Raw genomic sequence first — 19,728 nt, 5'->3', positions numbered from 1 at the left:
ACCAATGGTTCAAATAATGAACCTTAACGAGAGGGAGCTTTGTTAGTCAAATGAAAAAATTACTTTCTTTAGGAGTGTTGTTGGCCGCTGTTGCTATGCCAATTGCCGCTCATGCAGAATACCCTGAAAAGCCGGTTGAATTTGTGGTACCATTTCCTCCAGGTGACTTGGAGGATGTTCTTACGCGGATGATTGCGGAGGATTTTCAAACGAAATACGGATCGCCTGCTGCCGTTGTAAACAAGCCGGGCGGTGGGGGTGGTCCATTCCCCGGCGCAGCTTCTGTCGCAACTGCACCGGCTGATGGCTACACGATCGGATCGTTCGTTGTTGATGTTCCTACAGTGGGTCCGCTTATAGGTATTCCCGAGTTAGACCCAAATCCGTTTGAGCCGCTTGGTATATTTCTAACCTATCCATTTGTAATTGTTGCAGGTGAAAACGCTCCTTATAGCGACATCGATGGACTTGCAGTTCATGCGAAAAACAATGATGTAGCTTTAGGGCATTTTGGTGCGCCGATGCCGCCAACTCAGGTGACTTTTGCACTGGCTAAGGCCAAGGGTTTCAGTTTTTCTTCTGAGGCCGCTTTTGATGCGCTCGATTGTAATTCTTTGGCATCGGGAGATGTGGATGTCATGAACACAACTCTTCAACTGGTGTTGCCTTGTCTGGATAAAATTAAAATTCTCGCATCAATTGGTAATAAGCGTATTCCGCTAACGCCAGATACGCCAACGGTTGCAGAGTTGGTTCCTGAAATTCCTCTTGCGCTTTGGAATGGTCTTTTCGTGCATAAGGATACGCCTCAGGACGTGCGCGAAAAAATCATAGCTGTTGCAAAACAGACAGTTCTTTCTGAACGTGCTCAAAAACTTGCCACTGAAACTGGCGCGCAGGTCTATTGGCAGGATGCAGACGCCTCAACCGTTCAAATCGAAGCTGATATTAAAGCTCAGGGTGCTGTTGCAGACCTGTTGAAGTAGGGCTTACTCTGATTGGGCGGTTAAGATCATGCCGCCCAATTTACCAGATCATTCGAAGGGGGAGCGATTTGATGCTTGTTCAGGTCAAAACACTTAAGCAATTATTCCAGCGATATCGTCGGCCAGGTAACTTCGTTTTTGCGTCTCTTTTTCTTGTTTTGTCGCTTTTTCTGCTTAGCCAAATAGATAGTCAAACCGTATGGAAAAGTGGAACGAAGTTCTTATCGCAACCGGCATTTTGGCCCATTATATCCATTTTATGTATGACAGTTTTTGCGGCTTTAAATTGGATTAGCGCATTTGTGTCACCCAAAATTGAAGGACGATGGAAAGAAGTTGCATTCTGGCTGAAGTCGCTTGAATATATCGTTTGGTTCATGGCTTATGTATATTTAGTTCCAACGTTTGGATACCTGCTGTCGACCGTTATATTTGCAGTGTTATTGGCGTTTCGAGAAGGTTATCGAACGACTAAAATGCTCAGTCTGGCAGCTGCAATGGCATTCACTGTTGTCTTGGTTTTCAAAACATTTCTTCAAGTTAAATTACCAGGTGGCCAGATTTATGAGCTGCTTCCCGACGCCACCCGCGCATTCATGCTGACCTATTTCTAGGAGAATTTAATATGGAAGACCTCGTTTCCGCTATCGGATTGTTGGCAAGATGGGATGTATTAGCTGCGTTGTTAGTTGGCTCTGTTGGTGGGGTTGTAATTGGCGCAATACCGGGTGTTGGCGCTGCGGTGGCTATTGCAATTTTATTGCCAGCAACATTTTCTCTTGATCCGCTTGTTGGTCTCACATTGCTTCTAGGGATTTATGGTTCGTCCATGTATGGAGGATCTATCCCTGCAATATTAATCAATACACCTGGTACGGCGGTCAACGCTCTGACGACATATGATGGATATCCTATGACGAAAGCAGGGCAGGCGAAGCGTGCAATTTCACTGGCCTATTCTGCATCTTTTTTTGGTGGCATCTTTGGCATATTGTGCCTCATTTTATTATCTCCTGTTTTGGCATGGATTGCGCCGCATTTTGGTAGTCGTGAGATATTCTTAGCGGCTCTTCTTGGTATTATTCTGGTTGTTCTCGCCCACCGCGGACAGATTTTTGCCGCCGGCATGCTGGCTTCGTTGGGTATTTTCCTAAATACTGTCGGGCTTGAACCGATAAAATATACGCAGCGCTTCACATTTGGTCAGTCCTGGTTATCATCGGGTGTAGATTTGATTGTAGTAGTGCTTGGTCTTTTCGCTCTTTCTCAAGCATTTTTATTGCTTACGGAGAAGGAAGAAAGCCCCAGATTACAGAAAGTTACGGGTTCTCTTTTTTCAGGACTAAAGGAACTGTTTGGCCATAAAAGAGTTGCAGCTGTTGCCTCTGGCTTTGGTGTTTTAATGGGAATGGTGCCTGGTGTTGGGGAATTTACAGCGCAATTTATGTCTTACACCTACGCGCAAAAATCGTCAAAAAACCCGGAATTGTTTGGAAAAGGCTCGCCGGAAGGATTAATAGCTGCCGAATCTGCAAACAATGCTGTACCTGCGGCGGCGATGATACCTCTCCTTGCTCTGGGAATACCGGGGGAGGCACTAACAGCAATGATGCTGTCAGTATTTTATGTGCACAATGTTATTCCGGGCCCTCAACTTTTTCAAAACGAATTAGACTTTGTCTATGCGCTTTATATTGCAATGATGTTGCTGAATGTAATTGTGCTGATTTTTCTTCTATTCTCAACCAATCTTTTGACCAAAATTATTCAGATTCCAACCCGTTTTCTGGGGGTGGTTATTTTGATATTGAGCTTTGTAGGCATCTATTCTCTCAGAAATTCGACAACAGATTGCGCCATTGCAGCGGGGTTTGGACTTCTTGGATTAATTCTCAAACGCCAAAATCTACCGATTGTGCCCATAGTGCTTGGTATGGTTTTGGGTGGTATTATGGAAACTAAACTCAGAAGCGCAATGATCCGCGTGAAAGAGCCTCTTGATTTTATAGATCGGCCAATCGCGGCAATTCTATTCGGTTTTATAATCTTGGTAATTGTACTCCACATTAGAACTCTCATCACTGAGCATAGAAATCGCGAGCCTGATGCAGATCACAATTTGCACGACACTCAGATGCGTTAGGAAAAATAATGGAACAATCAGCAATTGATGCCCTAAGTACCAACAAAGTTGCCTCGCAGAAGCATCTTATAGACGGTAATGCCATAGCCTCATCTGATGGTGGTACTATGGATGTGATCTCTCCAATTGATGGATCCAAATTAACGACAATTGCACGCGGTACTGCAGAAGACATGGATCGAGCCATTGCATCGGCTCGAGAAGCCTTTGTTGATGGTCGATGGAAAGATCAACCACCGGCCGCTCGCAAGCGGGTTATGCACAAATGGGCGGATCTTATTGAGCAAAATGCACTGGAACTTGCGGTGCTTGGCGCGAGAGATAACGGCACAGAAATAGCCATGGCGCTGAAGGCTGAACCGATGTCGGCTGCTGCAACAATCCGATATTACGGCGAAGCAATCGATAAAAAATATGGAGAGATTGCACCCACCGCGAAGGACGTTTTAGGAATGGTTACCCAAGAACCAGTTGGTGTTGTGGGCGCAATTATTCCATGGAATTTTCCTTTGATGATTGGCACATGGAAGATTGGGCCTGCATTGGCGGTGGGAAATAGTGTTGTTTTAAAGCCTGCCGAAACAGCTTCACTTACTCTAATACGGCTCGCGGAGTTGGCATTGGAAGCAGGTTTACCGCAAGGTGTTTTAAATGTTGTCACAGGTGAGGGGGGCGTCGTTGGAGAAGCGCTTGGGCTTTCAATGGATGTGGATGTGCTGGCCTTTACCGGATCGGGCGCAACGGGGCGACGTTTGCTTGAATATTCAGCGCGTTCTAATCTTAAGCGGGTTTACTTGGAGTTGGGCGGGAAGTCGCCCCATATCGTCTTTAATGAAGCAGACGACTTAGCGCATATAGCAAAAGCTGTAGCGGGAGGGATTTTTCGAAATTCTGGTCAGGTCTGTGTAGCAGGTTCCCGCTTACTTGTGCAGGATGACATCAAGGAAGACTTTGTAAATGCTGTCGTTAAGGCGACAACACAGATGACGCCTGGTAATCCGTTACAGCTTGAAACTAAAATTGGAGCCGTCAATTCGTCAAACCAGCTGCAGCAAAATTTACAAGCTGTTGCTATTGCTACGGAAGACGGCGGCAATGTTGTTTTTGGTGGCAAACGATGTTTAGCTGATACGGGTGGATTTTACATGGAACCAACAATTGTTGATGGCGTAAAAGTCTCGGATAGGCTTTTTCAAAAAGAGGTATTTGGTCCGGTTTTAAGTGTGACGAGTTTTAAGGATGAGCAAGAGGCCATAATGCTCGCCAATAGCACAGACTACGGTTTGGCCTCCGGTGTTTGGACGTCAAATATTTCCAGGGCGCATCGGATGATTAAATCGATCCGTGCGGGAGTTGTTCATGTGAATACGTATGGTGGAGCAGATGTAACCGTGCCCTTGGGTGGTGTCGGTCAATCCGGCAACGGGTCGGATAAATCACTGCATGCGATCGAAAAATATACAAACCTCAAAACGGCATGGATACAGCTTTAAATGACTACGAAAACAATTTTGATCATCGGAACTTATGACACGAAAGATGACGAGCTGAATTACATTGCAGATGTCATTCATTCCCAAGGCGGGAATGTGGTGACAATGGATGTTAGCGTTTTGGGTAATCCGACAGACCCGACAGACTATTCTAAACATCAGGTGGCAAAAGAAGGTGGTAGTTCTATACGGAGCGCAATCGATTGTGGTGATGAAAATCAAGCCATGCAGATTATGGGCAAAGGTGCTGCGCTTCTATCATGTCGACTTTTCAATGAGGGCAAATTCGACGGCGCTCTTGTTCTAGGTGGTACAATGGGAACCGATCTCGCACTTGATGTTTGTTCCGCATTGCCGATTGGTGTTCCCAAATATATCGTTTCCACTGTATCATTTTCGCCATTGATCCCTCCTGAACGAATGGCGCCAGATACGCAGATGATACTTTGGGCGGGTGGTCTGTATGGGCTTAACTCAATTTGCAAATCATCGCTAAGCCAGGCAGCAGGTGCCGTTTTGGGAGCCACTCGAGCAGTGGAAGCGCCCGATCGCAAAAAACCACTTGTTGGTATGACATCTCTTGGCAAGACGGCTTTGAAGTATATGGTCACTTTAAAGCCTGCATTGGAAGATAGAGGATTTGAAGTCGCGGTATTTCATGCAACGGGAATGGGAGGTAGAGCATTTGAAAGCCTTGCTGCACAAGGTGCGTTCTCACTTGTGTTGGACTTATGTACGCAAGAACTCGGCAACCATATTCTTGGTTCGAATATTTCGGCTGGTGCAGACAGGCTAACGAATGCGGGTAGTACAGGTACACCACAAATCGTAGCGCCCGGTTGTTATGATCTAGTCGACATTGTTGGTTGGCAAGAGATACCAAAAAAATGGCATGATCACACCACGCATGCTCATAATCGGCTTCTAACATCTATCGTGCTTGATCATGCAGAGCGGTCTCAGGTTGCGCGAGCTCATGCCACGCAGTTAAAACAAGCCAATGGACCAACGGTTTTAATATTGCCAGAAGGTGGTTGCGGGGAATGGGATCGGCCGGGAGAAGGTCTTCATGATGCTGTGGGACTGGATGTTTTTCTTGCAACTCTTGAAAAAGAACACCCGCAAAATGTCGAGCTAGTGAAAACACAAGCTCATATTAATGACGATGAGTTCGCAAACGCGGTATTGTTTCAAGTTGATAAATGGTTGACAGATGGAACCATATCTAACCAAGTTGGACAAGCTTGAAACTATTGTTTTGTTTGCGCAATGTGCGGTTGTTATGGATGCGTCCGCAGAAAGCGTGAGAAGTATAATGCCATTACGAGCGCCGGACTTAGTGCCAATAATCCTATTTGAATGGATGAAAATTCGGCAATTAGACCTATTACCGGAGGCCCGACTAAAAATCCACAAAGAGTCATTTGTGTTAGTATCGCAACGTTACTTGCGCTTGAGCGCCCTGGTAGGGTGCTTGCCGCGCTAACCGCGAGTGGAAACCCGAGTGAGACTCCCAACCCTAAAAATGCGATTCCGATGAATGAGGCTATAATTGTAGGGCTAAACAGGGCTACGAGTAGTCCGGCCAAAGCTGCGATGACAAAACTTCCAGCAAGTTTTTCGACTCCAAAACGCGCTTTTAGCTTATCACCCTGAAAGCGACCAAATGCGACAAATAGAGAAAAAACTGTAAAACTTGCACCGGCAACACCCGGCGATGCCTCAAAGATATCTGTCATGAAGATTGCAATCCAATCAGCCATGGCACCTTCTGTCATCGCGATACCGAATCCAAATAGTGAGATGAACACGAGCGGTTTTGTAATTGGTTTTTGTTCGCCCTCGGTTGGATCGGGCTTTGGCACCGAAAAGTCGGTGATTTGTCTGGCGGAATAAATAAGCGGTATTAATGAAATGAATGATAGAATACTCAATGAGATATTGGGTGCTAATCGTAATTCGGCAAAAATTGATCCTATGGCACTGCCTATTAAAACGCCGACACTCCAAAATCCATGGCAGCCATTCATGATTAATCGGTCAGCGCGACTTTCCACTTCCGCTGCGGTCACATTCAGCCCTAGTTCCGCTATCGCCAGCGCAAGGCCAGCAAGCGCGAGAGCGCCGAATAATAATACACCTGATCCCATAAAGGCCGGCAGCGGCATCAATATTAAGTAGGTAATTAAGCCATAAGTCAGAAGCCGACGTGTACCCAAAGCTTCAGCTAAACGACCGCCAAACGCGAGAGCAGCAAAGAGGCCGACGGGCAATCCCATCAGAGCAAATGCCAGTTGTCCTGCACTTAAATCAAGTGTGGCCTGTATTTGTGGAATGCGGGGAAACCAAGCGCCCAAAACGATCGGCTGCAAGAGAAAAACCAGCCGGATGGCACTTAAATCAGAAATGCGGTTTTTAATTGAATTTACTCCATGCTTAGCTGGATTATTGGTAGTCCATGTTGATGACGGAGTGTTTTTTACACAAAACCCGACATGCAGATTTAATTGGTGGTTTGCCTAAGGAATTTCAAGGAGGTATTTAGCAAACATTTGTGACATTTACTTAGTAATATGAAATTATGAACAGCGCATTTCTATGCAACCGGATGCGCGACAATAATTGATTTTCGATTTTTTACGCGCACTCTCCTTTGTATGAAAACGTGTACGAGATTTATGTGTTTTGCGAGCAAAGAACAGTTCACATGTATGAGCTTGATTATACAGACTTGGATTATTCACATTGCAGTTACAAGCCATAAAGACAGCCATGGGATTGTTATCAGCATCAAAAGACGAACAATATCGGCAAGCCAGAAAGGGAGGACTCCCCGAAATATAGTTCCCAAAGATACGTCCCTTAGAACGGATTTCAAGACAAAAACATTCATGCCGACAGGAGGCGTGATTAAACTTATTTCTGTGACAACGACGACGACAATTGCGAACCAGATCAGAGCAAGTTCCGGGTCTTGCAAAAGCTCATTGGCAAAGGGCAATTCATACATAAGCGGGTAGAAGACTGGTACAGTCAATAAAACCATGGAAAGGCTTTCTAGAACGCACCCGAGGATCATATATATGAGGATGATCATCATTATCACCACCCAAACTGGCATCTCTAAATCAAGCACCAGCGTAGCCAAAGCATCTGGTAGGCCAGCGAAATTAACAAAATTTGAAAATAACTCAGCGCCAATGATGACTGCGAAGATCATCGCGGTTGCACGTACACTATCAAACGTTGCTGTCAGAAAAGCTCGCCACGACATTGTACGTAAGGCAACGGCTATTAGTACCGATGCGCCTGCGCCCATTCCCGCTGCCTCTGTAGGTGTGAAGAACCCGCCATAAATACCTACCATGATGAAGGTAAAAAGACCAAGAACGCAAAGCACACCGATAAAATCTGAACGCCCCATTGGTGGGCGCTCAGTTTCAATATCTGGCGCTAAATTCGGATTGTGCCAGACTGCAATTTTCACTGCTAGCAGGTAAAGGATTACGCCTAAAAGGCCAGGCACAACGCCCGCGATAAAAAGCTTTGCAATATTGGTTTCAGTTAAAAGCCCGTAGATGATTAGAATGACCGAGGGTGGAATTAAAATGCCCAGCGTGCCACCTGCTGCAATGGAACCTGTTGCCAACCGATCATCATATCCAAATTTTCGCATGGATGGCATTGCGACTTTTGACATGGTTGCAGCTGTAGCAAGTGATGAGCCGCAGACCGCAGAAAACCCGCCACAGGAGAATACTGATGCCATTGCAAGGCCGCCTCGCGTGCGCCCAAATAGACGATTTGCTGCCGCAAAAAGACCGTGGGCTACGCCTGAACCTGCCAAGACATTACCCATAAAAATGAATAGTGGGATAACTGACAAACTGTAGGATAGGACAGAGTCAAAAGCGACCTGTCCTGTCATTGCCCAAGCTGGCTGCCAACCGCGCAAAAGGGCAAACCCGATACCGCCGACGGCTGCCATTGCAAAGGCAATTGGGACGCGGATGAGAATTAGACCAAGAAGAACAGCAAAGCCGATAAGCGATTCAACCATGCTCGTCTCGCTTCTTATCATCTGTTTCATTGGCAGGATATATGCCGCGCAGGAATGCAATAAATGCGCTCACGAGGCAAGAGAAGGCCGCCAGATAGCCAAATGGAGCTAACGGAATGCCGAGTGCATTTGTTGTTGCGCCATGTTCGGCTGTTGTCAAAGCGTGCGAAGCGAGACGCCAGGCAAGAGTGGTTAGAAGTGCTGCGGAAAAGAGCCCGGCGAAAGCCGAAAAATATCTTTTTATAGTGTTACTTAGAACAACATTAAGTAGATCAACTTCGATATGTTCTTTTCGTTCGGTGGTCAGGGGCAGGGCTGTGAAGACGAGCGCTGCCAGAAGGATTTCGGTGATTTCAAATGCACCGCTTAATGGGGCGGAAAAGAAATACCGCCCCACAACGTCAACACATGTGACTAGAATTAGGCTGAACAGTAAAAGAGCGGCTCCGACACCCAGTGTGTTTTGCAGAACGGCGCCAATATCCATATCGCCATCCCCACCTCTAAAACGATGTCGAAAACGCTCCATTAATCAATACTCCACGCCTGTTTGCGTACGTAGCTCTTGTAACGCGGCAGCGCCGTCAAATCCATCTTCTGCAATTGCACCTGCCCATGCAGCTTCACGCACGGTTGCGAGTGATTTGATAGATTCTAACAGTTCAGCCGGTGCATCGGTGATCTCAATTCCTGCCTTCTTAATGCCTTCGAGCGCTTTTTCATCTGCGCCATTCCATGCGGTGCCTACGCGTTCGGCAAAGGCTGCACCAGAGATCGCTTCAATAGCGGCATGATCTGCTTCGGAAATGCCCTCCCAAGTTCCCTTGTTCATCACAAGAAACCAAGTTGTGTTATAAAGACCACCCGGTACACGCATGGTGTATTTAAGGTCATCGGTCAATTTAAATGCGGTAAGCGCTTCATAGGTAAAAGTTACACCATCAATGACGCCGCGAGATAGTTTTTCAAACACCTCTCCGGATGACATGAACAGAGTTTCTGCTCCTAGATCGGACATCAGATCAGAAATGTATCCGCCGGGGACACGGATTTTTAATCCATCCATATCAGCTTTGGTTTCAATCTGTCTGACTTTGTTATGAAGTACGCCTGGTCCATGAACAAACAAGCCTAATAGCTTTACACCTTCATGCTCTGCTTGGGCATCTAAAGAGCCGGAATAGACATTCCAGAACGCCTTTGAGCCAGAGACAGCATCATCGCCCAGAAATGAGAATTGACCAATACGAGACCGTTCAAAACGATTGTCGGTTGTGAAAGAATGCAAGCCATAGGTAATGTCGGCAATGCCATCGGCTGCCATATCATAATGGGCGGGCGGCGGGCCGAGAGGTTTTGCAAGAATCCGTACTTTGACACGACCTTCCGTGACCTTGGATACTTCTTTCGCCCAGGGTTTTATAGCATTAATGACGATGGGATGGCGCGGTGGCAGCCAGCTGGACAAAGCAAGTGTTGTATCTGCAAAGGCCATCGTGGATGTCATGATACTTGAGCCTAATATGGCGGCAGCAACGGCTGACCCAATCGCCAAATTTTTAATTTTCATTATTCTTTCCTCCTGATTGAATGGTGTTTTGAGGTGCAGGGCGCCCCGCAGTACTCCTTAGAACGTCATTAAGAACCACAAGATATTTGCGTAGAAGTCATCGGTGGCAAATGGCAGGTGATTTTATACGTTAAAGATTAGCCTTGAAGTTGCTCCCACATTTCAAGATCACGTTTGTCGGTCCATATGCGGGGAGTGTCGATCCCTCGAGCTTCGTCATAGGCACGCGAAACATTAAAGGGCAAACAATGCTCATAAATTGCATAGTCTTTAAATTTTGGATCGCAAGCCTGTCGAACTGCATCCCATGCTTCTTTCAAGCTGCCACCACACGCTGCGACTTTGGCCGCTGGTTTGTAGGTGCTATCAACGAAATCTCGTGTGCTTTCAATAGCGCGTTCAACCGCATCCTTGCCAACTAAAGCTCCACCTCGTCCTGGTGCAATAGCATCTACATCGTAAGCCTTGATGTTGTCGAGCGTTTGGCCCCAATCGGCAAAATGTCCGTCTCCACAATAACAAGCGGAATGGTCTTCAACGATGTCACCGGTAAACATAACATTTTGATCTGGAACGTGAATAACCGTATCACCTGCAGTATGGGCGCGACCAATTTGTTTGATATCGATACGACGATTGCCAAGATAAACAGTCATGGAATCGCTGAAAGTCGTCGTCGGCCATGTTAGGCCCGGAATGGATTCATGTCCTTCAAACAAGCGTGGGAACCGTTGGAACTCGCTATCCCAGTCTTCTTGGCCACGCTCCACAACCATGGCGCGGGCCTTGTCTGACATGATAATATTTTCTGCCCCAAATGCACTAGCACCTAGCACGCGCACAGCATGATAGTGGGTAAGAACTACATGGGAAATCGGCTTGTCTGTGATGCTTCGCACACGGTCGATGACTTTCTGCGCCAGTCGAGGTGTTGCTTGCGCTTCCACGATCATAACGCTGTCATCACCGATAATTACACCCGAATTAGGGTCGCCCTCTGCGGTGAAGGCGTATAGTCCGTCACCGATTTCATCAAAAGTGATTTTCTTCTCTGTCATATCACCTTGAGAAGCAAAAGCTTTAGCCATCATACGTTTCCTTATTTATGTTGCTGCCATGACGGAAGCCAGATCGATAATAAGTTGAAAGTTGGACATGTATCCTTGAGGATATGCCTTGACTACTTTAAGTAGCCGTCAATTCGTTATGTTACAATTTTGTCCACTAGGACCTCCCATCCTATATGTGCAAATGTAATCGTTGCAATTGATATGACTATTCGTTACATTTGCAACAATGTCAATAAAATAATTGCACTTGCAACGACTTTGCTGTTTATATCAGTGTAAAAATTGAAGGTACAAATATGCCTAAATCTCTGCCGGATTTTGATTTGGAACGCTACTTGCCTTACCGTTTTGCGGTACTTGCTGGCCGATTAAGCTCTGAGCTGGCTCGGCAGTATAAGAGCAAATATGATATCTCGATGCCGGAATGGCGAGTGCTTTTAAATGTTGGTTATGCAGAAGATCCATCAGTCAGAGATATTGAAAAACGCGTCAGTTTAGAAAAATCAAAGGTCAGTCGTGCTGTCGCCAAACTTGAGACGAAAGGGCATCTGATCAAGCAAATCGATAGCAGTGACAGAAGGTTGCTTAAGTTAACATTGACCAAACAGGGCGTCGAGTTACTAAGTGAACTTATTCCCATTGCGCAATCCTTTCAATCAGAGCTCAATGTCATTCTGGGTGATCAGGAAGAAACACTTCAACTGGCGTTGGATCGCCTAATGGATCAATCTGAATAATCATCCGGCTTATCTACACTGTCAGGTTTTAGCGAATTTTGTGCATGAGCCAGAACCGCTTTTGCGAGGGCCTCTATGCCCTTGTTTAGCGCATTTCGATCGTCGGTACTCATGTTTTCAAGAATTGCATCGGCTCTTGTTTGAACCTTGGGGAATACATCAGAAAACAGATTCTGCCCCGTTTCTGTACAAGTATAAACGCGTAAACGCCTGTCCAATGCTGGCACAGAACGGCTAATATATCCCTTATCTTCCAATTTCTGAGCCGCTCTGCTGACCTGTACTTTATCGAGTGTTGTCCGTTGTTTGAGCTCAAGTGAACTGAGTTGTCCAGCTTCGGCAAGTAGTAATAATAAACGCCACTCCTCACGCGATAATCCATATGTGTGCCCATATACTTCAACAAGTTTACGCGAGAAAGCTTCTGCCGTGGCCGCTAGTTTGTAGGGAAAATATGTCTCTAGTTTCACTAAACATCCTTTCGGAAAAAAATATTTGTTACAAATGCAACGATTTTATCTGGACCAAATCCAAAAATTGTGATTTAACAATATTCATTGCAAATGCAACAAACTTGGAGGAGATTAACATGAATGTGCAAAATCTGAAACTGGACCAAATCCATCACGTAGCATATCGCTGCAAGGACGCCAAAGAAACGGTAGAGTTTTACACAAAGATGCTCAACATGGATTTCGTGCTGGCAATTGCAGAAGATCATGTACCATCTACTCATGAGCCTGACCCTTACATGCACTTGTTCCTGGATGCTGGCAACGGTAATGTGCTTGCCTTTTTTGAACTGCCTACAAAACCGGAAATGGGCAGAGATCTTAATACGCCGATCTGGGTGCAGCATATTGCGTTTAAGGTGAAGGATCGCGAAACACTGATGGGCTTTAAAGCACACCTTGAAGCTGAAGGCGTCGATGTACTGGGTGTAACAGATCATTCAATCTTCCACTCTATCTATTTCTTTGATCCGAATGGTCACCGTGTTGAACTTGCGTGTCCCGATCCAGAAGAAGAGGCTATGATCAAGCGTTTGGATGCTGTGAAATGGGATATGCTTGAAGAGTGGTCTCGCACCAAGAAGGCACCGCAACATGCCGATTGGCTACATTCGAAAGAGTTGGGGAAGGACTGATGTTAAATACGTATGATTTCCCTGAATTTGATTACGTTCAATCAATTGAACAAAAAAATGGTGAGGTCTTGCGGCATACCGTCGTTGTTGTTGGTGCAGGCCCTATGGGTCTCACCGCAGCACTGGATTTTGCAGCACGCGGTTTAAAAGTTGTTGTTTTGGACGACAACAATACTGTTTCGGTTGGCTCTCGTGCGGTTTGCTACGCTAAGCGTCCGCTTGAAATATGGGATCGCCTGGGTGTCGCTAAGCCGATGCTTGATAAGGGCATTGAGTGGAAACTGGGTCGTGTATTTTTCCGTGATCAAGAAGTTTATGATTTTGATCTTTTGCCTGAAGATGGACATAAGATTCCCGCTTTTATAAATCTTCAGCAGTATTATCTTGAGGAATATTTGGTCGCCGCATGCATGGAAAATCCGCTCGTCGACCTACGTTGGAAACACAAGGTTGTTTCACTGCATTCTCACAATGATCATGTGGAAGTAGCAATTGAAACGCCAGATGGAATTTTCAATATGGAAGCTGATTGGCTGCTTGCTTGTGACGGCGCCAATTCGGATGTTCGCCGGATGGTTGGAGCCGAATTTGTTGGCCAGTTCTTCGAAGATCGTTTTCTGATTGCAGATATTGTTATGAAGGCTGATTTTCCGACGGAACGTTGGTTTTGGTTTGATCCTGATTTTCATAAAGGTCAATCTGCATTGCTTCACAAACAATCAGACGATGTTTGGCGGTTGGATTTCCAACTGGGTTGGGACACCGACCCAGAGGTGGAGAAGTTACCTGAAAATATCATCCCGCGTGTCAAAGCTATGCTTGGCGAGGATGTTGAATTTGAGCTTGAATGGGCTTCGGTTTATCAGTTTGCTTGCCGACGCATTGATCAGTTTCGTTATGGCCGTGTTCTTTTTGCTGGTGATGCAGCACACCAAGTATCACCATTTGGTGCGCGTGGTGCAAATACAGGGGTTCAGGATATTGATAATCTATCTTGGAAGCTTGCTGCTGTTGTTCGGGGCGAAGCACCTGAGGCATTGATTGATAGTTATCACGATGAACGTGCATTTGCTGCTGATGATAATCTGCTTAATTCAACACGTTCGACAGATTTCATTTCACCTAAGAATAATGCATCTCGTCGCTATCGGAATGCAGTGCTGACCCTGTCCAAGGATCATGAATTTGCCCGTCCTCTGGTCAATTCGGGCCGCCTTTCAACGCCGACACCTTATGTCGACAGCTCTTTGAATGTAAAAGATGACAGCAAATGGGCAGGTAAGATGCTGCCAGGTACCTGCGCCGCAGATGCGCCTATAAAGGTCGCAGGCAAAGATGCATGGTTACTTCAACAACTCGGCGAAGGTTTTACACTCCTTGTATTTGGGTTAAATCCAGCAGCCGTTGATGCCGGTGTTTTTTCGCCTAAACTGATCGTTGAAGGTAAAGATTTCAATGATGATCACGGCTTTGCTGCTGAACGGTATGATAAGGGTGAGGGTTGTGTTTACCTCATTCGTCCCGATCAACACGTTGCTGCCCGTTGGCGTGAGTTTGATGTGAACAAAATTCGGGCTGGTATTGCTCGTGCAACTGCAGGAGCTTCCTCATGAGCCTCAATTTAAAACCGAATATCGAAAATCCGGATCTTTTCTACGAGATGTTAACGGATGCTCAGAGAGAAATGTCTGATGAAGAAGCCAATGATATGAACGCTCGACTTGTATTAATTCTCGCAAATCAAGTCGGTAACTTAGAAGATTTAAAAGACGCGATTGAACTTGCCAAGTAAGAAGCTTTGACAGGTTGAGCGTAAAAATCCGATAGTTTATTAATATCGGAATTACGGGTTGCTTTCGAGTTTTAATTTGTAGATTGCTTGATCAGTTTATTGCCAGCTTTGTCTAACACCTCGGGCTCTTTTGTTCGAGGTGTTAGATTTTTATGTGGGTGAGTTTATTTGTATGGAAGTGAAATTTGGTTACTTCTGATTAGAAAATTACATCTTTGCCGAACCAATGATATTGTTGCCTTAAAATGCAAGCTCATCATATGGGTGCAAGTCAACAACATCTTGAATTGTATCTAATATAGTGTTTCTGTTCTCCCTGTTGAATTTCAACTTCTTTTCTGTTCTTAATTCCATATGGAAGTTGTAAAAACTAAATTCTCGAACTCACAAATTGCTGTACGGCTTCTATCTATTTTGGCCATTTTGGCAATCATGGGTTTTTGTCTGACGATTTCGTATCAATATTCTCACCAGTATTTCCTGAAAAGCCAAGCGACAGAAGATGCGGAAACATCCAGATTGGTTGTGTCTGGATTGAGTGATTATTTGGAACGCTATGATTCAGTTCCAGCACTGTTGGCGCGTGATAGTACAGTCTTAGAGTTTTTTTCTGTTCAGACAAAAAATGATCGCCCGCTTGAGAAAATGAACATACTTTTGAAGAATGTTACAGTTGAGACCGGAGCGTCGGATATCTATCTGATAGACCTTTCGGGCACGACTGTAGCTTCTAGTAATTATGATAAAGCACATTCATTTATAGGTCGAAATTTAAGTTACAGGCCTTATGTGAAAAAATCTATCAAAGGTGAGAAGGCAATATATTTTGCTTTGGGTACGACTTCTCTGAGGCGTGGTTATTATTTTTCTGCTCCAGTAAAGATTAATGATCAAGTTGTTGGAGTTGTTGCTGTTAAAATCGAAATTGATGAGATTGAAGATGGATGGCAAAAATCTGGAAGTGAAATTGTAGCTGTCGATGGCCATGGGATCATTTTTATGTCTAGCCATAAAAACTGGCTTTTTAAGTCGATGAACTCCTTACCTCTTGGTGTGATCAATGCAGCCAGCGTAATAGAGAATATAAAAAGATCACGACAATACCCATTATCAAAATTGGGTATTCTTGATACGCAGTTTGTAAATGCCAGTATTAAAGATGTCGGACTTTTGACAATCTTGGATTCTGAAGACCGATCCCATAACGAAACATTTTTAGCTACCCCTGCAAATGTTATAAATGCTGGTTGGACTGTTTATGTTTTAAGTCCGATTACCAAAGTAGCTAAACTTTCTTACAGCGTTATGTTTGTCACGTTTTTACTTCTTCTACTTTTGTTCACCTTCGTTGGATTTATCATACATCGCCGAGCGCAGTTTATAAATAATGTACGCCAACAGGAACAAGCGAAGAGAGAGTTAGAAAATCGTGTAGACGAGCGCACTCGTGATCTGAAAGTCGCAAACAATACACTTTCGATTGAAGTTAACGAGCGCATTCAAACTGAGGAGAAACTACGCGCAACTCAACGAGAGCTTGTGCAAGCCGGCAAGTTAGCAGCATTAGGACAAATGTCAGCAGCTCTATCTCATGAACTTAATCAACCACTTGCTGCTATTCGCACTTATGCTGATAATGCGGGGGAATTTTTGAAGCGAAATAATACCACGCAAGCAAAAGAGAATATTGATTATATTTCAATGATGTCTGATCGAATGGCTGAGTTAACAAGACATTTGAGAAACTTTGCGCGCAAACCAAATCAGACAGCTTCATGTGTAGATCTTGAAAAAGTTTTTAAGGCCGTTGAAGTTATTATGAGTGGTCGGATCAAAGACAGCCGTGCAAAAATAAACTTTAATTTCGAGCGTAGACCGATTTACATATTAGGTGGAGAAGGGCGCCTACAGCAAGTGTTTGTAAATTTGTTGAGTAATTCCCTAGATGCAATGAAGGACAAGGATCAGCCCGCCATAGACATCTCTATAGAATATAGAGACCAAAAGTCGGTTGTCGTTCACTTCAGGGATTATGGAACAGGATTAAGCGATGAAATCAAGGACCGGGTATTTGATCCATTTTTCACAACGAAGGGTGTGAATGAAGGTTTAGGTTTAGGTCTATCAATTTCCTACAATGTTTTACAAGATTTTAATGGTGAGCTCAAATCAGAAAACCATGTTGATGGTGGTGCCATTTTTTCCGTGACCCTTCAGTTAGCAAACACAAAAGAGATAGCAGCCGAATGAATAATGAATTCGAAATTTTATTTATTGATGATGAAGAACATTTACGAAATGCGGTTTCCCAAAAATTTCAACTTTCTGGCTTAAATGTAAGAACATTTGAAGATGCAAATTTGGCTTTAGATATTATTGGTGAAGATAGCCCCTTCATAGTAATTTCGGATATTCGAATGCCGCTGATGGACGGATTCCAGTTGCTAAGTTCAGTATTAGATAAAGATCAGGACATACCTGTTATAATGCTTACGGGCCACGGAGATATTAAACTCTCAGTGGATGCCATGCGATCTGGTGCATATGACTTTATTGAAAAACCCTTTGACCCAGACCACCTTGTGGAAGTTGCTAAGAAGGCAATCGCAAAGCGTAAAATAATACTAGAGAACCGCACGCTTCGTTTAAGTCTTACCAAACAAGATAACTTGGAAAGCCAGATTACTGGCCAGTCCGCGTTTGCTACGGAACTTAGAAATTATATAAAAGTAATCTCGCCCATAGATACAGATATTTTGATCACCGGTGCGACCGGAACCGGGAAAGAAGTGGTGGCCCGTTCTATCCATTCATTGAGTAGGCGAAAGGAAAAGCCATTTACTGTGATCAACTGTGGCGCACTTTCCGATGACCAAATGGAAGGCACTTTGTTTGGCCATGAACAAGGGGCTTTTTACGGCGCAGTTCGGTCAAGGTTTGGAAAGCTAGAAACGGCGAGAGGAGGTACCGTTTTTCTCGATGGTATAGATGCTTCCTCACCCGAACTTCAATTAAAGCTGCTGCGAGTGGTTGAAGACCGTACTACTCAACGATTAGGCTCTAATGAGATTATTGAACTTGATGTCAGATTTATAGCCGCCGCAAGCGATGGAATAAATTCCTTTATTGAGAATGGAAAGTTCAGAGCAGACCTGTGGCACCGCCTAAATCAGATTGAATTAAAAATGTTACCGTTGGCTGAACGTACAGATGACATTCCGGAACTTTTTATCCAACTGATGAACGAAGCATCAGTGAAGTATGGCAGAGAAATTTCAACCATTCCCAGAGGTTTCATGTCCAAGGTTTTGTCACATGATTGGCCAGGGAATATCAGAGAGTTAAAGCATGAAGCTGATAGATATGTATTGGGCCTATCGAAATTAGGTGAGATAGATGAAAACACAAGTTCATACCTGCCATTAGCAGACCAGCTTATGATTGTTGAAAAGCAATTAATTATTGCTGAATTGAAATCAGCCAATGGTGTGTTGAAGTCCACACAAGAGGCATTGGGCTTATCTAGGAAGTCACTTTACGAAAAAATGCGAAAGCATGGTTTAGACAAAAATGATTACCGTTGATGTGGTGTTGGTAAAATGTGCGGTTTTCTACCCATCATAATCATCTGATGTTACGAAATTCACCCATCTTATGAAAATATTCAGTAAATTTGGTATGTCGTATGCTGTTTTCAATTTGCACAGAACAAATTTCCTGAGTTCATATGCTGATACTCGTAGTGAGTATTTATATGATCTTCAGGGAGGAACTCATGTTCAGAAGAACACTTATTAAAGCCGCAGCTACAATTGCAGTTCTAACAGCAACCGGTTTTACCGTACAAGCTCAAACAGCCGGCCCGGTAAATTATGTTATTCCATTTGGTCCTGGCGGTGAGTCCGATATCTCGGCCCGCTTACAACAACCATTTTTCAAAGATAAGTTTGGCCAAGATATGGTCATTTCCTACCAACCCGGTGGTGGAGGCGCTGTGGGCTGGGCTTCACTGAATGGTTTGAATGGCGACGGACAGACCATCATGGGAGTTAATCTTCCACATATTATCATTAAGCCAGCGCAAAAGGATGTCGGGTTTAAAACCGAAGATTTGAACACATTTTACATGTTCCATTTCACACCAGATGCAATTGTTGTAAAAGCGGATAGCCCGTATCAAACTCTTCAAGACTTGATTGATGATGCGAAAGAAAACCCAGGAAAGGTTACACTTTCTGGATCAGGGAAGGCTTCTGCAAATCATCTCGCACAAATTAAGTTCGATAAGATGGCAGATGTTAAAACAACATATGTTCCGTTCAAGGGTACAGGTGCCGCCGTTACTGCATTGCTTGGTGGTCAGGTTAAAGCAGAATGGGGTTATTCAACTGTTGGAGCTAAACAAGGCGAAGCCGTGCGGATGCTTGCCGTTGCAATGGAAGGTCGCCATCCATTATTTCCTGATGTCCCGACATTTAAGGAGCTTGGATTTGATATGATTGGCGGCGCATATCGCGGTATTGCATTACCAAATACAGCAAGCGACGAAACCAAAAAGAAATGGTCCGACATCATCGCTGATATCAATAGAGATGAAGCATTCATAAAGAAAATGCTTGATGGCGGGTTTGCCATGCTTGATGTTTCAGCTGATGAAATGGATGATTTCATGAAAGACCGTAGCGCAGAATATTTGAAGGATGCGCGCGAAGCAGGCCTCATAGAATAAT

At 44.6% G+C, this 19,728-nt stretch carries 18 protein-coding genes; 12 read left to right on the top strand and 6 right to left on the bottom strand.

What is annotated here, in order from left to right; genetic code table 11:
- The first annotated feature begins 50 nt into the window (after positions 1-50).
- The 5 genes from G3W54_RS09785 (at position 51) to G3W54_RS09765 (ending at position 5,870) form a co-directional block, all read left to right on the top strand.
- Complete coding sequence (locus G3W54_RS09785) at positions 51-986, top strand: tripartite tricarboxylate transporter substrate-binding protein (protein ID WP_162652877.1); 936 nt, start codon at positions 51-53, stop codon at positions 984-986.
- A 71-nt stretch (positions 987-1,057) separates the two neighbouring features.
- Positions 1,058-1,600 (top strand): tripartite tricarboxylate transporter TctB family protein, encoded by a 543-nt coding sequence (locus tag G3W54_RS09780; RefSeq protein WP_162652876.1) that lies wholly within the window; start codon positions 1,058-1,060, stop codon positions 1,598-1,600.
- 11 nt (positions 1,601-1,611) lie between these two features.
- Positions 1,612-3,129 (top strand): tripartite tricarboxylate transporter permease, encoded by a 1,518-nt coding sequence (locus tag G3W54_RS09775; RefSeq protein WP_162652875.1) that lies wholly within the window; start codon positions 1,612-1,614, stop codon positions 3,127-3,129.
- Positions 3,130-3,137: 8 nt separating this feature from the next.
- A complete protein-coding gene (locus G3W54_RS09770) occupies positions 3,138-4,622 on the top strand; it encodes an aldehyde dehydrogenase (protein WP_162652874.1) in 1,485 nt (494 codons plus the stop codon).
- Positions 4,623-5,870 carry a Tm-1-like ATP-binding domain-containing protein gene (locus G3W54_RS09765; protein ID WP_162652873.1) on the top strand — a complete coding sequence of 416 codons (1,248 nt, stop codon included), beginning with the start codon at positions 4,623-4,625 and terminating at the stop codon, positions 5,868-5,870. It abuts the gene before it with no gap.
- A gap of 32 nt (positions 5,871-5,902) precedes the next feature.
- On the opposite strand, the gene G3W54_RS09760 is transcribed toward G3W54_RS09765, so the two are convergent.
- The 5 genes from G3W54_RS09760 to G3W54_RS09740 all read right to left on the bottom strand — a co-directional run bounded on the left by G3W54_RS09760 (position 5,903) and on the right by G3W54_RS09740 (position 11,340).
- Positions 5,903-6,994, bottom strand: coding sequence for an MFS transporter (locus G3W54_RS09760; RefSeq protein ID WP_162652872.1), 1,092 nt, complete (start codon positions 6,992-6,994; stop codon positions 5,903-5,905).
- A 368-nt stretch (positions 6,995-7,362) separates the two neighbouring features.
- A complete protein-coding gene (locus G3W54_RS09755; RefSeq protein ID WP_162652871.1) occupies positions 7,363-8,682 on the bottom strand; it encodes a TRAP transporter large permease in 1,320 nt (439 codons plus the stop codon).
- Positions 8,675-9,211 carry a TRAP transporter small permease gene (locus G3W54_RS09750; RefSeq protein ID WP_197742817.1) on the bottom strand — a complete coding sequence of 179 codons (537 nt, stop codon included), beginning with the start codon at positions 9,209-9,211 and terminating at the stop codon, positions 8,675-8,677. The genes G3W54_RS09755 and G3W54_RS09750 overlap by 8 nt, the downstream gene beginning before the upstream one ends.
- 3 nt (positions 9,212-9,214) lie before the next feature.
- Positions 9,215-10,252: a TRAP transporter substrate-binding protein gene (locus G3W54_RS09745; protein ID WP_162652870.1), complete on the bottom strand. Its 1,038-nt coding sequence runs from the start codon at positions 10,250-10,252 to the stop codon at positions 9,215-9,217.
- Positions 10,253-10,389: 137 nt separating this feature from the next.
- On the bottom strand, positions 10,390-11,340 hold the full coding sequence (locus G3W54_RS09740; protein ID WP_162652869.1) for an MBL fold metallo-hydrolase: 951 nt from the start codon (positions 11,338-11,340) through the stop codon (positions 10,390-10,392).
- A gap of 278 nt (positions 11,341-11,618) precedes the next feature.
- Here G3W54_RS09740 and G3W54_RS09735 point away from each other — a divergent pair, with 278 nt between their 5' ends.
- Complete coding sequence (locus G3W54_RS09735) at positions 11,619-12,059, top strand: MarR family transcriptional regulator (protein ID WP_162652868.1); 441 nt, start codon at positions 11,619-11,621, stop codon at positions 12,057-12,059.
- Here G3W54_RS09735 and G3W54_RS09730 read toward each other — a convergent pair.
- A complete protein-coding gene (locus G3W54_RS09730; RefSeq protein ID WP_162652867.1) occupies positions 12,047-12,529 on the bottom strand; it encodes a MarR family transcriptional regulator in 483 nt (160 codons plus the stop codon). The genes G3W54_RS09735 and G3W54_RS09730 overlap by 13 nt on opposite strands.
- A 134-nt stretch (positions 12,530-12,663) precedes the next feature.
- Between G3W54_RS09730 and G3W54_RS09725 the strand changes: the two genes are divergently transcribed.
- The 6 genes from G3W54_RS09725 (at position 12,664) to G3W54_RS09700 (ending at position 19,727) form a co-directional block, all read left to right on the top strand.
- Positions 12,664-13,206: a VOC family protein gene (locus G3W54_RS09725; RefSeq protein WP_162653644.1), complete on the top strand. Its 543-nt coding sequence runs from the start codon at positions 12,664-12,666 to the stop codon at positions 13,204-13,206.
- On the top strand, positions 13,206-14,819 hold the full coding sequence (locus G3W54_RS09720) for an FAD-dependent oxidoreductase (RefSeq protein ID WP_162652866.1): 1,614 nt from the start codon (positions 13,206-13,208) through the stop codon (positions 14,817-14,819). The genes G3W54_RS09725 and G3W54_RS09720 overlap by 1 nt, the downstream gene beginning before the upstream one ends.
- Positions 14,816-14,998, top strand: coding sequence for a DUF2783 domain-containing protein (locus G3W54_RS09715; protein ID WP_162652865.1), 183 nt, complete (start codon positions 14,816-14,818; stop codon positions 14,996-14,998). The genes G3W54_RS09720 and G3W54_RS09715 overlap by 4 nt, the downstream gene beginning before the upstream one ends.
- A 354-nt stretch (positions 14,999-15,352) precedes the next feature.
- Positions 15,353-17,248 carry an ATP-binding protein gene (locus G3W54_RS09710; RefSeq protein ID WP_162652864.1) on the top strand — a complete coding sequence of 632 codons (1,896 nt, stop codon included), beginning with the start codon at positions 15,353-15,355 and terminating at the stop codon, positions 17,246-17,248.
- Positions 17,245-18,582, top strand: coding sequence for a sigma-54 dependent transcriptional regulator (locus G3W54_RS09705; protein ID WP_162652863.1), 1,338 nt, complete (start codon positions 17,245-17,247; stop codon positions 18,580-18,582). Before G3W54_RS09710 ends, G3W54_RS09705 begins: the two co-directional genes overlap by 4 nt.
- A 191-nt stretch (positions 18,583-18,773) precedes the next feature.
- Positions 18,774-19,727, top strand: a complete 954-nt coding sequence (locus G3W54_RS09700) for a tripartite tricarboxylate transporter substrate binding protein (RefSeq protein WP_162652862.1) — start codon at positions 18,774-18,776, stop codon at positions 19,725-19,727.
- The last annotated feature ends 1 nt before the right edge of the window (position 19,728 follow it).

The organism is Lentilitoribacter sp. Alg239-R112 (assembly GCF_900537175.1).
In the GTDB taxonomy this organism is placed as follows: domain Bacteria; phylum Pseudomonadota; class Alphaproteobacteria; order Rhizobiales; family Rhizobiaceae; genus Lentilitoribacter.
Note: the sequence above shows the minus strand (reverse complement) of the source record. Positions and strands in the feature narration are given on the sequence as shown.